Source organism: Pseudomonas sp. BN414, assembly GCF_029871275.1.
GTDB lineage: Bacteria > Pseudomonadota > Gammaproteobacteria > Pseudomonadales > Pseudomonadaceae > Metapseudomonas > Metapseudomonas resinovorans_C.
In genome coordinates, this window is record NZ_SSOL01000074.1 from 141,217 (window position 1) to 154,071 (window position 12,855).

At 64.2% G+C, this 12,855-nt stretch carries 10 protein-coding genes; 2 read left to right on the forward strand and 8 right to left on the reverse strand.

The window, feature by feature from the left end; genetic code table 11:
• Positions 1-156: 156 nt before the first annotated feature.
• Complete coding sequence (locus E8E95_RS22100) at positions 157-1,062, forward strand: acyltransferase (protein ID WP_280353905.1); 906 nt, start codon at positions 157-159, stop codon at positions 1,060-1,062.
• Between the two features lie 43 nt (positions 1,063-1,105).
• Here E8E95_RS22100 and E8E95_RS22105 read toward each other — a convergent pair whose 3' ends face one another.
• The 6 genes from E8E95_RS22105 to E8E95_RS22130 form a co-directional block, all read right to left on the reverse strand.
• Positions 1,106-1,420, reverse strand: a complete 315-nt coding sequence (locus E8E95_RS22105) for an EthD family reductase (RefSeq protein ID WP_077525904.1) — start codon at positions 1,418-1,420, stop codon at positions 1,106-1,108.
• Between the two features lie 102 nt (positions 1,421-1,522).
• Positions 1,523-3,679 (reverse strand): EAL domain-containing protein, encoded by a 2,157-nt coding sequence (locus tag E8E95_RS22110; protein WP_280353908.1) that lies wholly within the window; start codon positions 3,677-3,679, stop codon positions 1,523-1,525.
• Positions 3,660-7,388: a response regulator gene (locus E8E95_RS22115; protein ID WP_280353910.1), complete on the reverse strand. Its 3,729-nt coding sequence runs from the start codon at positions 7,386-7,388 to the stop codon at positions 3,660-3,662. The genes E8E95_RS22110 and E8E95_RS22115 overlap by 20 nt, the downstream gene beginning before the upstream one ends.
• A gap of 196 nt (positions 7,389-7,584) precedes the next feature.
• A complete protein-coding gene (locus E8E95_RS22120) occupies positions 7,585-8,286 on the reverse strand; it encodes an OmpA family protein (RefSeq protein WP_280353911.1) in 702 nt (233 codons plus the stop codon).
• Positions 8,287-8,366: 80 nt separating this feature from the next.
• Positions 8,367-9,008 carry an MBL fold metallo-hydrolase gene (locus E8E95_RS22125; protein WP_280353913.1) on the reverse strand — a complete coding sequence of 214 codons (642 nt, stop codon included), beginning with the start codon at positions 9,006-9,008 and terminating at the stop codon, positions 8,367-8,369.
• 50 nt (positions 9,009-9,058) lie between these two features.
• On the reverse strand, positions 9,059-10,078 hold the full coding sequence (locus E8E95_RS22130; RefSeq protein WP_280353915.1) for an AraC family transcriptional regulator: 1,020 nt from the start codon (positions 10,076-10,078) through the stop codon (positions 9,059-9,061).
• A 122-nt stretch (positions 10,079-10,200) separates the two neighbouring features.
• Between E8E95_RS22130 and E8E95_RS22135 the strand changes: the two genes are divergently transcribed.
• Positions 10,201-11,037 carry a metal-dependent hydrolase gene (locus E8E95_RS22135; RefSeq protein WP_280353916.1) on the forward strand — a complete coding sequence of 279 codons (837 nt, stop codon included), beginning with the start codon at positions 10,201-10,203 and terminating at the stop codon, positions 11,035-11,037.
• Positions 11,038-11,116: 79 nt separating this feature from the next.
• On the opposite strand, the gene E8E95_RS22140 is transcribed toward E8E95_RS22135, so the two are convergent.
• Positions 11,117-12,058 (reverse strand): alpha/beta hydrolase, encoded by a 942-nt coding sequence (locus E8E95_RS22140; RefSeq protein ID WP_280353918.1) that lies wholly within the window; start codon positions 12,056-12,058, stop codon positions 11,117-11,119.
• A gap of 89 nt (positions 12,059-12,147) precedes the next feature.
• Positions 12,148-12,810 carry a TetR/AcrR family transcriptional regulator gene (locus tag E8E95_RS22145; RefSeq protein ID WP_280353919.1) on the reverse strand — a complete coding sequence of 221 codons (663 nt, stop codon included), beginning with the start codon at positions 12,808-12,810 and terminating at the stop codon, positions 12,148-12,150.
• Positions 12,811-12,855 lie beyond the last annotated feature (45 nt).

Here is a 12,855-nt window from a genome sequence, read left to right on the forward strand (position 1 = left end):
CCGCGACCTGTTCGACCACCCGGTCACCCTTCGCGCTTGCAGTTGAGTGAACAACCGTTAACCTTTGCCACCATTCTGCCCGCAGTCATGGAATGCAGCGGGCCCTATCCAATGACGCGGTGGCCACGACCACCCACGGTGAGGCTCCACCCTTCCATGCTCAGCTTTGTCCCCTCTCCCCTGCTCGGCGCCCTGGCAGCTGTCCTGCTGGTGCTCAACACCCTGTTCTGGTGCCTGCCGCTGTTCGCCGTCACGCTGCTGAAGCTGCTGCTGCCCTTCCGTGCCACCAAGGGCGCGCTGAACTGGGCTGCAAGCTTCATCGCCGAGGGCTGGATCAGCTGCAACAAGCTGTGGATGCGCCTCGTGCGCGACACCCGCTGGGACGTCGACGGGCTGGCCGGGCTGGATTACCAGCACAGCTACCTGGTCACCAGCAATCACCAGAGCTGGGTGGACATCCTGGTCCTGCAACACCTGTTCAATCGCCGCATCCGCCTGCTGCGCTTCTTCCTCAAGCAGGAACTGATCTGGGTCCCGGTGATCGGCCTGTGCTGGTGGGCGCTGGATTTCCCCTTCATGAAGCGCTACTCCAAGGCCTACCTGGCCAAGCACCCGGAGAAGAAAGGCAAGGACCTGGAAACCACCCGTCGCACCTGCGCCAAGTTCCGCGACAACCCGGTGGGCATCTTCAACTTCCTCGAAGGCACCCGCTTCACCCGCGCCAAGCACGACCAACAGGGTTCGCCGTTCCAGTACCTGCTCAAGCCCAAGGCAGGCGGCGTCGCCTTCGTACTCGACGCCATGGGCGAGCAGCTGCATTCGCTGGTCAACGTGACCATCCACTACCCGGACGGCAATCCGAGCTTCTGGGCCCTGCTGGCGGGCCGACTGCGCCAGGTCGTGGTACGCATCGAGAAGCTGGATATCCCCCGCGAGTTCATCGGCAAGAACTACGACCAGGATGAGCAGTACCGTCTGGCCTTCCAGCAATGGGTGAACCGCCTGTGGGAAGCCAAGGACGCCCAGCTCGCCCGGCTGCACCAGCAATTCCCGGCAGCCTGAGCCGGATACGAAAAGCCCGCCGATCGGCGGGCTTTTTCTTGCTCTAGGGCGTCTGTAGCACCTCATCCACCTGGAGCAGGGGCGCCAGGTTGGTGTAGTTGGCGATATCGGCGCTGATCTCGTCGCCGTTCAGTTCCAGCGTGCTGCGCAATTCATCCACCGACAGTACCCAGATATTGGCCATGCAGATGAACGGCGCCACCGCGCCATCCGCTGCAGCCAGACCCTTGCGCACTTCGAGCTTCACCAGGTTTTCGCCGATCAGGCGGGCCAGGAGTGGGATGTGTTCCTCACAGTAGTAGGTGAAGTCGAACTTGGCGCCCGGTGCATTGGGATACGCCACAACAAAGCAGTACATGGAGCCTCCTTTTCTCAATAGGCAGGGGGCGCGCGCCCGATGCCCTGACAAATGAAGTGTAGGCCCGCGATTTCCGGTGTGCGCGATGGCCTCACCTCAGTGTCAGGGAGAGACCACAACGCTGTCCGCGCCTTCGCGCAACGCGACCCAGTCCACCACCCGTGGAAAGACCTCGGCCTTGACCACCGGCAGCCCTGGCGCCACCAGGAAGCCCTGCATGAATGTACAGCCGTGTTCCAGCAGCCAGTCGCGCTGGGCCAGGGTTTCCACCCCTTCGGCGATTACCTCCAGGCCCAGGTGGCGGCTGAGGTCGATGATGGTGCTGACCACCGCTGCATCGCGCCGCGACTCCAGCATGTTGGAAATGAACAGGCGATCGATCTTCAGCGTGTCCAGCTCGAAGTGCCGCAGGTAAGCCAGGGACGAATAGCCGGTGCCGAAGTCGTCGATGGCGATACGCACCCCCAGCGCTCGCAATTGCCGAAGTTGCTCGCGGGTCAGCTCCAGGTCCTGCATCAACGCGCTTTCGGTGACTTCTACCTCCAGCTGTTCGGGGCGCAGGCCGAACTCGCCGAGTACCCGCCGCAGGTCATCCACCAGTTGCGGCATGCCGAACTGCACCGGACTGACGTTCAGGCTCACCACCAGGTCGTCGCCGAACGACGACTGCCAGGTACTGCACTGGCGGGCCCCTTCCCGCAGTACCCAGTCACCCAGGCGGTTGATCAGGCGGGTTTCCTCCAGCAGCGGGATGAACACATTGGGCGCCACGGTGCCGGCTACTCGGTGTTCCCAGCGCAACAACGCCTCGAAACCGCGCAGGCGACCGGTCTCCAGGTTGACCTGCGGTTGGTAGACCAGGTGGAAGTCGCTCTGCTCGATGGCATTGCGCAGGCTTTCCTCCAGCATCAGGCGGGAGCGGGCACGACCGTTCATCTCCGGCGAATAGAAGCGGTACTGCTGGCGACCCGAGCGCTTGGCCTCGTACATGGCGATGTCCGCCGCGCGCAGCAGGCCGTCCACGCTCTGCCCGCACTCGGGGAAGCAGGCGATGCCGACGCTGGCACCGAGGGTGACGTCGATGCCCTCGATACGGTGGCGCACCGAGACCAGTTCGATGAGTTTCTCCGCCACCCGCGCGGCGTCCTCGGGGTGATCGAGGGTATCCAGCAGCGCGGTGAATTCGTCGCCGCCCATGCGCGCCAGGATGTCGTACGGGCGCAGGCAGTTTTTCAACTGCTCCGCCACCCGCCGCAACACACGGTCGCCGGCTTCATGGCCGAGGGAGTCGTTGATCAGCTTGAAGCCGTCCAGGTCGAGGTAGAGCACTGCCATGCGCTTGCCGTTGCGCTCGATGCGCGCCAGGGACGCCTCCAACGCCTGGTGGAAGCCACGGCGATTGAGCAGCCCGGTGAGGGCATCGGTGATTGCCTGGGACTCCAGTTGCGCGTGCAGCTGGCGTACCACGGACATGTCCAGGGCAATGACCACCATCGAGCGCTGCAAGCGCGGCAGTGGCGAGGACGACAACGCCACTGGCAGTCGCTCGCCGCCCATGGTCTTGAGGCTGGCGTCATGCAGGCGGTAGGTCTCGTTCTGCTTCCAGTGGCGGTAGAAATCCGAGAGTTTCCATTCGCCCGTCATCTCGGGATGGGCGATCAGGCTCAGCAATGGCCGGCCTTCCAGGTCGTCCACGCTGCCCTGGAGCATTTTCGCCATGGCCGGGTTGGCGAAACTGATCAGGCCGTCTTCGCCGACCACCAGGATGCCCTCGGCGGCGTTCTCCAGCACCGAGGCGTTGAAGGCGCGGGCGCTGTCGAGCTGCTGGCTGAGTTGCAGCAGATCGCGCCGATTGCGCTCGTGTGCCAGCAGTGACTGGATCTTGTGGCGCAGCACCTGGGGGTCGAAAGGTTTGAGGATGAAATCCACCGCACCGGAGGTATAGCCACGCAGCACAGCGTCCTGGGTATGGGCAATGGCGGAAATGAAGATGATCGGCGTGAAGCGGGTCAGCGGGCTGCTGCGCATCAGCCGCGCCACTTCGAAGCCGTCCATGCGCGGCATCTGCACGTCCAGCAGCACCAGCCCGACTTCCTCTTCCAGCAGGCATCTCAGCGCGGCCTCGCCCGAATCCACGGTGCGCACCTGCCATTCGCCGTCGTCCAGCAGCGCCTCCATGGCTGCGAGGTTTTCCTGGCGGTCATCCACCACCAGCAGGATGTTGTCCGCCGGGGCCTGTTTAAGCTGCAGGTGCGCCATGGCGACCTCCTGGTTGTTCCAGCCAGCGGTAGAGCATGTCCAGCAACTCCTGGCGACTGACTGGCTTGGCCAGGTAGTCGTCGGCACCTGCGGTAATGCATTTCTCGCGGTCACCCTTCATCGCGTGGGCGGTCAGGGCGATGATCGGCACACCGCAACCGTGCTCCTGCTTGAGCACGCGGGTGGCCGTGTAGCCGTCCATTTTGGGCATGGCCATGTCCATCAGGATCAGATCGAAAGGTTCACGCTGGAAGCATTCGATGGCCTCCAGGCCGTCGCCGGCGGCCGTCACCTTCAGACCCGCCTCGTCCAGCAGGGCACTGAGGGCGTAGATATTCCGCACGTCGTCGTCCACCAGGAGCACCCGGCTGCCTTCCAGCGGGTCCATGTCCAGGCTGCCGCGTGGCTGGCGCACGGCGGCGAGGAAGCCCTGGACCGCCGAACTGAGATTGTCGAGGTCCTCGCCCGCCTTGCGCACCACGACCGCCGAATAGCGGCGCAGGCGCTGAAGGTTCTGCTGATTGACGTCTACACCGGTGTTGATGACGACTCGCGAGCCGTCCAGCGGACGTTCCCGGTCGAGGCTGTCGAGCAGTTCGAAACCATCCTGGTCGGGCAGGTCGAGGTCGATCACCAGGGCGGAGAATTCGTCCTGTGCATAAGCCTGCCGGGCCCCTTCGCCACTGGCGCTGGCCACCACGTTGAAGCCCAGTTGCTCCAGGTGCTCGCGGTAGTGCTCGCGCTCCACATCCACGTCTTCCACCAGCAGCAGCTTGCGCTCCTCCGGTGGACTCCCACCCTCCAGGTCCTGGAACACCTGCTCCAGATCTGCCCGGGCGATGGGTTTGACCAGGTAACGGGTAGCGTCCTCGTTCCAGTCCTGGGGCTGCGGCACACAGGAAATGATGTTCACCGGCGTGGCGCGGTGGTTGGCGTGACCGCGCAGGCGCCGGTATATCTGCCAGCCGCTGATGTCCGGCAGCAGGATGTCGAGGATGACCGCAGCGAAGCGTTCGTTCTGCAGCAGCGCGATGGCCTGTTTTCCGCTGCGGCAATGGACGCTGGAGAAGCCATGGGTCTGGGCTTCGTCGGCGATCACCGAGGCGAAGTTGACGTCGTCTTCGACGATCAGCACCGCCGGCCCCTGGCCAGTGCGCACCGGTTGCGCCGGTTCCTCGTCATCCTTCGGCTGGCTGGCGGCGACCGCCACCGGCAGCCGGACGATGAAGCGCGAGCCCCGTCCCGGCACGCTTTCCAGCGTGATATCGCCATCCAGGGCGAGCACCAGTTGGCGCGTGATGGCCAGTCCCAGCCCGGTGCCACCGAAGCGCCGGCTGGTGGAGCCATCGATCTGCTGGAAGGCCTGGAATATGCGGTCGTGCTGGTCCTCGGGAATCCCGATGCCGGTGTCGCGCACGGCGAAACGCAGCACTTCGCGTTCGTCGGTCGCGGCGGCCGGGTCCAGTTCCACCGACAGTTCCACCTCGCCCTGCTCGGTGAACTTGAGGGCGTTGGACAACAGGTTGCGCAGGATCTGGTGCAGGCGCACACGGTCGCTGTGGATAACCCTCGGCACGCCCGCCTGGACGTGGGTGTTCAGGCGCAGGCCCTTGATTTCGGCCATGGGCCGGAGGCTGCCATCCAGTTCGGCAAGCATGTCCTGGACGTTCAGCGGCTCGAGCTTGAGCTGCATGCGCCCTGCTTCGACCTTGGCCAGGTCGAGGACATCGTTGATCAGTTGCAGCAGGTCGCTGCCGGCACGGTGGACGATGTCGGCATGCCGGGTCTGCTTCTCGGTCAGGTTACCGACCATGTTCTGCCGCAGCTGGTCGCTGAGAATCAGGATGCTGTTCAGCGGCGTGCGCAGCTCGTGGGACATGTTGGCGAGGAACTCCGACTTGTAGCGGTTGGCCAACATCAGTTGTTCGGCCTGGTCGCGCAGTCGCTGCTCCGCCGCCTTTCGCTCGGTGATGTCGATGATCACCGCCTGCACCAGGGTTTCGCGGCCGGACCGGATCGGGGACAAGCCCACTTCCAGCGGGATCATGGTGCCGTCGCGATGCTGGCCGAAGAGTTCGCGGTTGCTGCCCATGCGCCGTTGCTCGGGTTTGCGCTGGAAGCCTTCGCGCATCGCCACATGGGCCTCGCGCAAGGCCTCGGGAAGCAGTTTTTCCACCGGCTCTTCGAGCAATTCCTGGCGGCTGTAGCCGAAGAGCTGTTCGGCCTGGCGGTTGACCATGGCAATGCGCCCCCGGGTGTCCACCAGGACGATGGCGTTGGGGGACGCTTCGACCACCAGGCGGAAGCGCTCCTCGGCACTCTTGCGTGCTTGCAGGTCCACCAGGTTCAACAGGTAACGCAGGTCGTTGCCGTGATTAAAGGTACTGAGGCTGTAGGCCACCGCAATGCGCTCGCCGTCATCCTGCTGGGCCTGCACTTCAGTCAGTTCGGCGGGAGTCTGACCCGCGAGCTGTTGCGGCAAGTTCACCAGGCCCGGTACGAAGCGACGCAGATTCTGCCCTACCAGTTCATCCACCGTGCAACGAAACAACTCCCCCGCCCGGGCATTGGCCATTTCGATTCGACCATCTTCCGAGCAGGTCAACGTGGCCACGGGCAGATGCTGCAACAGCAAGCGGAAACGCTCTTCGCGCTCGGCGAGTTTGGAGGTGGTGGAGAGACTGAGCTGCAGACGCCGCTCGCGCTGGTAGAGATACCCCCCCACCAGCAGGGACAGCAGCACCGCAGCGGCAAGACCGGTCCAGAGGCTGAACGCTATGCGGCTGTTGCCCAGCATGGCTTCGTATTTTGCCGTGCTGCCCACGCCCAGGGCCCAGGTACGGCCAAACAGCTTCAACTCCTCGACCCGGTGGAATCGTGGTTTGTGGCTTTCATCTGCCACATCCAGCATGGGGGCCTCCGGGCTTCCCATATCCTTGAGATCGATGCTGTAAAGGCTGCCCTGGGTCCCCAGGATGCCTTCCATCAGATCATTCACACGAAATGCACCGCACACCATGCCAATCAGTCCCGCACGGCGTTCCTCGACCGTGCTGCTGGGAGCGTCCGGACGATACACCGGCATATACAGAAGCAAACCGCTTTGCACCTGCTGGTCGGTTTCCTGCCGAAGTTTCACCGGTCCGGTAAGGATGGCCTCGCCACTTTCGCGGGCGTAATTGATGGCTTCCATGCGCACCGCTTCGGTAAGCATGTCGAAACCCAGCGTGCGGCGGTTTCGCCAATCCATGGGGCTGCTGTACTGGACCACGAGGTATTCCTCGCGAGGTTCCGAGGGGAATACCCGGAATTCGCGGCGCCCCTGGTCCCAGATCTCCGCGACGAAATCGTTGAGTTCCTCGTGCTTCAGGTAGCGCGCCCAGGCCAACGCCTGGATCCCGGGATAGCGCTCCTGCAACTGCAACTGGTCAGTGGCCCGTGCCCATTCCTCCGCCGAGACAGCGCTGCTACCCACCATGAGGCCGGACATGCCGCGCAGCACCATCTCGTAAGCACGCATGCGGATGCTGACACGCTGGGCAATTTCCTCTGCCTCGATGCTGAATCGCTGCTCGTACTCAGCACTGTTACGCGCTTCGAGGGCCAACCATTGCCATAGCACCAGGCCACCGGAAACGAGCATCAACGCGAGCGTTACCAGTAGCGGAAGAAGGTATTTGCGGGATACGGGGAATTGATGATCGTCCATGCACGCTCCTGTCCTTTCCATGGCCTCGACATCGCCTCTGGGGGCAATGGCCTACGACCCGGGCCGGGCTCCTCGTAGCCCTGCAACGCAGTCTAGACAGGAAAGTGGCAACTGGCGTTGCGCCAGTAATCGCACGACGAGCGGCAGAAACGACGAGACCCGCAACAGCGGGCCTCGTGGCGGTGGAGCGGTAGCGTTACTGCTGCGGAGCCTGGGCGCCGGGGATGGGGGTCAGCTTGATTTCCACGCGGCGGTTCTGCGAACGGCCCGCCTCGTTGGCGTTGGTGGCGACCGGCTGGTCCGGGCCCATGCCAAAGGAGCTCACGCGGGTACCATTGACGCCCTGGGCCGTCAGGTAGTTGGCCACGCTCTGGGCGCGCTGTTGCGACAGGTTCATGTTGTATTGGTGGCTGCCGGTGCTGTCGGTGTGACCAACCACTTCGATGCTGTTCTGGTCGTACTGCTTGAACGAAGTCGCCAGGTTGTTCAGCGGAGCGTAGAAGTTGCTGGCGATATTCGCCGAGTTGGTGGCGAACGTGATGTTGCCGGGCATGATCAGGTTGATGTTGTCGCCCTGGCGCTGCACCTGCACACCCGTGCCTTCCATGCTGCGGCGGAGTTCGGCTTCCTGCTTGTCGACGTAGTAGCCGTAGCCCGCACTGGCCGCGCCAGCCACGGCAGCACCGATCAGGGCACCCTTGCCACGGTTGTCGTGATTGATCGCAGCGCCAGCCACGGCGCCAGCCAGGGCGCCCAGTGCACCGTACTTGGCGGTCTTGCTCATGCCGCCCTCGGCGGGAGCCTGGACTTCACCCTGTTGGTTGTAGGGGTTCTGAGCACAGCCCGAGAGCATGGCGAAAGCGGTAGCGGCGATGATCAGGCGACGCGGGGAGAACATGGACGATTTACTCCTGAGAAATCTTTTAGCCGGTGTGGCTGCGGGCAATTAGACATCAGAACGCGTAAAAATTCCGTGGATCACGCCCGCACGAACGGATTCTCGCGCATCTCGTCGCCCAGGCGGGTGTCCGGACCATGACCGGTTACCACGGTGGCGTCCTCGTCCAGGCTGTAGAGGCGCTGCTTGATCGAACGCTCGATGGTGCCGTAGTCGCCGCCCCAGAGATCGGTACGGCCAATGCCCCGACGGAACAGGGTGTCACCGGCGATCAGCAGCTTGGCTTCGGGGAACCAGAAACTCATGGAGCCCGGCGTGTGCCCTGGCGTATGGAGGGCAACACCGCAACCGCAGGCGAGTTCCTCGTCGTCGGCCAGCCACTGGTCGGGTGCCGGAACCGGCTTGTAGGGCACGCCGAACATGCGGCACTGCATTTCCAGGTTGTCCCAGAGGAACTGGTCTTCCTTGTGCAGGTGCAGGGTCGCGCCGGTGGCTTTCTTCAGTTCGCCGGAAGCGAGGAAGTGATCGAGGTGCGCATGCGTATGGATGATGCTGACCAGTTTCAAGCCATGGGCCTCCAGGCGCGCCAGGATCTGCTCATGATTGCCACCCGGATCGACGACGATGGCTTTCTTGCTGATCGGATCACCGATCAGGGTGCAGTTGCACTGCAACGGGCCGACGGGGAAGGTTTCGCGGATCAGGGCGGTGGACTGGGTCATCGGGCGTCTCCGGTACGGCGGTGCGCTCTGCGGCGCTCGGGGAATGGGCATCACGGCCCGGCACGATAATCGCTCGGCGGCCTGCCCGTCCATTTGCGGAACGCGCGGCGGAAGTTGGAGGGGTCGTTGAAGCCCAGCAGGCCGGCGATTTCGAACAGCGGCAGCTGCGTCGTGCTGAGGTATTGCAGCGCAAGGCCCTTGCGCACTTCGTCCAGCACCTGTTGATAACTGGTGCCCATGGCCGCCAGGTGCCGGCGCAGGCTGCGCCCGCTGGTGTGCAGGGCTCGGGCAGCGCCGTCGAGGTCCGGGAAGTCGCCGGGCCGGACCATGAGCAGGCGGCGCACGCGAGTCAGCAGCGCATCCTGCACATCGAGGGTGGCCAGCAGCGCCTCGCACTGCTGTTCGCACATCTGCACCGCGGCCGGATTGGCCAGGGCCATGGGCCGTTCCAGGTAGTTCTTCGGCAGGCTCAGCCAGTGGCAGGACTGCTCGAACTGCACCGCGACACCGAACACCTCTGCATAACGTGCGGCATAGGACGGCGCTGGATGGGCGAATCCCACCTGCTGCCCGTGCAACTCTTCCCCCAACAGGAAGCGCGCAATGCTGAAGAAGCTGGCCAGCAACCCTTCTCCGGCGAATCGCCCCAGCGGGCCCATCGGGAAGGATTCGATGGCCCGTAGTTGCAGGCAATCGCCCTGCTCCGCCAGTTCCAGTTCGTAGGCCAGGCCCAGCACGCGGTAGTACTTCAGGGCGAACTGCAAGGCACGGCCGAGGTTGGCGCTGGAGAGCACCGCGTAACCGAGGATTCCATGGGTGGATACATTGAGACGCTGGCCCAGCAGCAGCCCCAGCGCCGGTTCACGGCACAATTGCAGCGCGGTGCCGGCAAGCTGGTTGAAATCGAGGAACGACAGGCGGCCATTGGGATTGCCGAGCAGTTCCGGCCGGACCCGAGCGCCGCTCAGCAGCGCCTCGCGGGTCACACCCAGTTCTTCCGCCAATCCCAGCAAGGACTCGGCGTAGGCGACGGGAACCAGTTCGGCGGAGAAGGTCAGCGGTTGCTTCATATAGGCGTCTTGTTCTGGTTGTGGCCGGATATGACCCGAAGGTTGGCAGAAGATAACCTTGTCCTACAAAACCCGGCAAGCGGATATTGGGACCATGGTCCAGACAGCCTCAAGGAGCCCCCATGGCCAGCACCACACCCGAAGGATTGGTTATCCGTCCGCGCCACATGGATTTCGAGTTTCCCGATCCGCTGCCCCGCCACTGGCACAGCGGCGACGCCTTCAAGAGTCACCTGTTCGATGCGATGTCGGTGCTTTTCCCTGATGGCGAACGCTTCTTCATCGACTCGGTGCGCCTGTTCCGCGATCAGATCGACGCCCCGGTCCTGAAGGAGCAGATCCGCGGCTTCATCGGCCAGGAAGGCCACCACAGCCGCGAGCATCTGGAATACAGCAACCGCCTGCGCGACCTCGGTTACGACATCGGCGCCATCGAACGTCGCGCCCAGGCTCGCATCCGCTTCACCCAGAAGAAGTTCTCTGCGCGCCGCCAACTGGCCGCCACCGCCGCCCTGGAACACATCACCGCGATCATGGCCGACGGCCTGTTGAAGAACCCCGAATACATGGCCGGCGCCCACCCGGTGATGGCCCGCCTGTGGCGCTGGCATGCGCTGGAGGAAACCGAGCACAAGGCAGTGGCGTTCGATGTGTACAACCAGGTCTGCGGCAGCCACCGCGTGCTGCGCCGGGCGATGGTGATGGGCACCTTCTTCTTCGTCCTCGACACCACCCGCGGCCTGGCCCACATGCTCAAGCGCGACGGACTGCTGTGGAACTGGCGCGTCTGGCGCGACGGGCTGAACTGGATGTGGGGCCGCAATGGCATTTTCCGTCCGCTGGTGCGCACCTATCTGGACTTCTTCAAGAAAGGTTTCCACCCCTGGCAGCACGACAACCTGGACCTGCTGTACAAGACGCGGGAAGAGTTCGATGTGGCGCAGGCGAGCGCAGCTTGAGTGATGCGTGGATATGAAAAAACGGCCCTTCGGGGCCGTTTTGTTTCTGCGGGAAAATCTGGAGTGGCTGATGCAACCCTCACCCCAACAAGAACCGCATCGCATCCGCCGCGCTCTGCTGCGGAATCTCTTCCATCGGGACATGCCCCACGCCCGGATAGGTCTTCACCTGGATACCCGGCAGATCGCGTTGCCACAGCGGCACGTGCTTCGGCGAAATCCAGCGGTCCTTCTCGCCCCACAGCAGCAGGGTCGGCGCCTTGATCTGCGCCACGCGCTGGCCGGTGCCTTCCAGCTCCTCCTGGTTGACCTTCAGCAGCACCCGGAAGATGTCCATCATCGCCCGGCGGTTACCGGGGCGGCGGCTCAGGTCGTAGTAGCGGTCCACCACGCCCGGCTTGATCCGCCCCGGTTCGCCGTAGACCTCCTTGATGCCCTGGGCGATCAGTGCCCTCGGCATCCACAGCGGCATGGCCAGGGTGGCACCGGGGAGCGCGGCGGAGGCGATCATCCAGGGCACCTTGCGCATCTGGTAGCCGGCCGGGTCGATCAGCACCAGCTTGTCGACGCGCTGCGGCTGGGTCAGGGCGAAGTTCCAGGCGATGTAGCCGCCCAGCGAATTGCCGGCGATGGAGGCCCTGGTCACGCCCAGGTAGTCCAGCAGCAGGCCGAGGATGCCGATCATGCGTTCGGCCGAGTAGTCGCCGCCGCGCTTGGGTCCGGTGAGGCCGAAGCCCGGTACGTCGAAGCGAATGATGCGGTAATGCGGGGCGAAGGCCTCGACCCAACCGTCCCAGGTGTGCAGGGAGGCCACCACACCGTGAATCATCACCAGGGCCGGTTTGTCGCGGCTGCCCTCGTCACGGTAGTGGACGTTGAAACCATCCAGCTCGATGAAACGCGAACCGCTGTCGGCGCTGGCGTAGCGCGCCTTGAGTCGGTCGAGCGGCAGGGAGCCGAAACCCAGGCGGGCGAAACCGGCGGCTAGCGGCGGCGACAGCGGCAAGCTGGATGCGGACATGCGGGGGCACCTCGTGATTGTTGTTGTCGAGGGCCTATCACAGCACGCGGCCCCGATGACCGCGCCCAACCTAGGATGTGTCCGTTGCGCTAAGCCGTGCGTGGACGCAGCGCGGCGATCAGCAGATCCCCCAGCACCATCTTGGCCCGCTCGATCCCACTGGCGGAGGCTGCGCTGGCGAGCAACTCCAGGGAGGCCGCCTCCATCGCCCAGATCAGCGCACGATAGGTCAGCGGATCACGCGCCTCGCCTTCGCCATGCAGGCGTTCCGCGAGCAGGCGACCCATTTCCTCGTGGGCACGCTGGCGGTGGCTGGCGAGAGGGGAATCGGCGCGCAGGGCTTCTTCCTGCATCAGGCGGATGATGGGGCCAACGGCCAGGTGGTAGTCGAAGAACCGCGCCACCATGCCGCGCAGCCAGGCGTCGGCGCTGCCGGCATCGCCCTGCATCTCGCGAAAGCGCGCCAGCAGCAGGACGACGGCCGTGCGATAGATGCTTTCCAGCACATCCATCTTGTTCGCGAAGTACTTGTAGAACGTCCGCCGGGACACCTGGGCGGCGTCCAGCAGGTCGTTCACCGTGGTCTCGGCGATTCCCTTGCGGGCGAACACCGGGATCGCCGCCAGCTGGATATTGGCCCGCAGCAGATGCCCCACCAGCGGCCCTTCGCCTTCGCCCTGCTGGCGCACGGCATTGAAACCACCCAGGTCCTCGAACACCGCGCGTACGGCACCCTGCTCGCTCGTTTCCATCAGCCCGCTTCCCCAACCAAGGCGCGGGTGACGGCGCATTGCGGC

Excerpts from the sequence above, each read along its gene's own strand:
- E8E95_RS22135 (WP_280353916.1), top strand. The coding sequence starts at position 10,201 with ATGGCCAGCACCACACCCGAAGGATTGGTTATCCGTCCGCGCCACATG.
- E8E95_RS22145 (WP_280353919.1), bottom strand. The coding sequence starts at position 12,810 with ATGGAAACGAGCGAGCAGGGTGCCGTACGCGCGGTGTTCGAGGACCTG.
- E8E95_RS22100 (WP_280353905.1), top strand. The coding sequence starts at position 157 with ATGCTCAGCTTTGTCCCCTCTCCCCTGCTCGGCGCCCTGGCAGCTGTC.
- E8E95_RS22125 (WP_280353913.1), bottom strand. The coding sequence starts at position 9,008 with ATGACCCAGTCCACCGCCCTGATCCGCGAAACCTTCCCCGTCGGCCCG.
- E8E95_RS22110 (WP_280353908.1), bottom strand. The coding sequence starts at position 3,679 with ATGGCGCACCTGCAGCTTAAACAGGCCCCGGCGGACAACATCCTGCTG.
- E8E95_RS22130 (WP_280353915.1), bottom strand. The coding sequence starts at position 10,078 with ATGAAGCAACCGCTGACCTTCTCCGCCGAACTGGTTCCCGTCGCCTAC.
- E8E95_RS22120 (WP_280353911.1), bottom strand. The coding sequence starts at position 8,286 with ATGTTCTCCCCGCGTCGCCTGATCATCGCCGCTACCGCTTTCGCCATG.
- E8E95_RS22105 (WP_077525904.1), bottom strand. The coding sequence starts at position 1,420 with ATGTACTGCTTTGTTGTGGCGTATCCCAATGCACCGGGCGCCAAGTTC.
- E8E95_RS22115 (WP_280353910.1), bottom strand. The coding sequence starts at position 7,388 with ATGGACGATCATCAATTCCCCGTATCCCGCAAATACCTTCTTCCGCTA.
- E8E95_RS22140 (WP_280353918.1), bottom strand. The coding sequence starts at position 12,058 with ATGTCCGCATCCAGCTTGCCGCTGTCGCCGCCGCTAGCCGCCGGTTTC.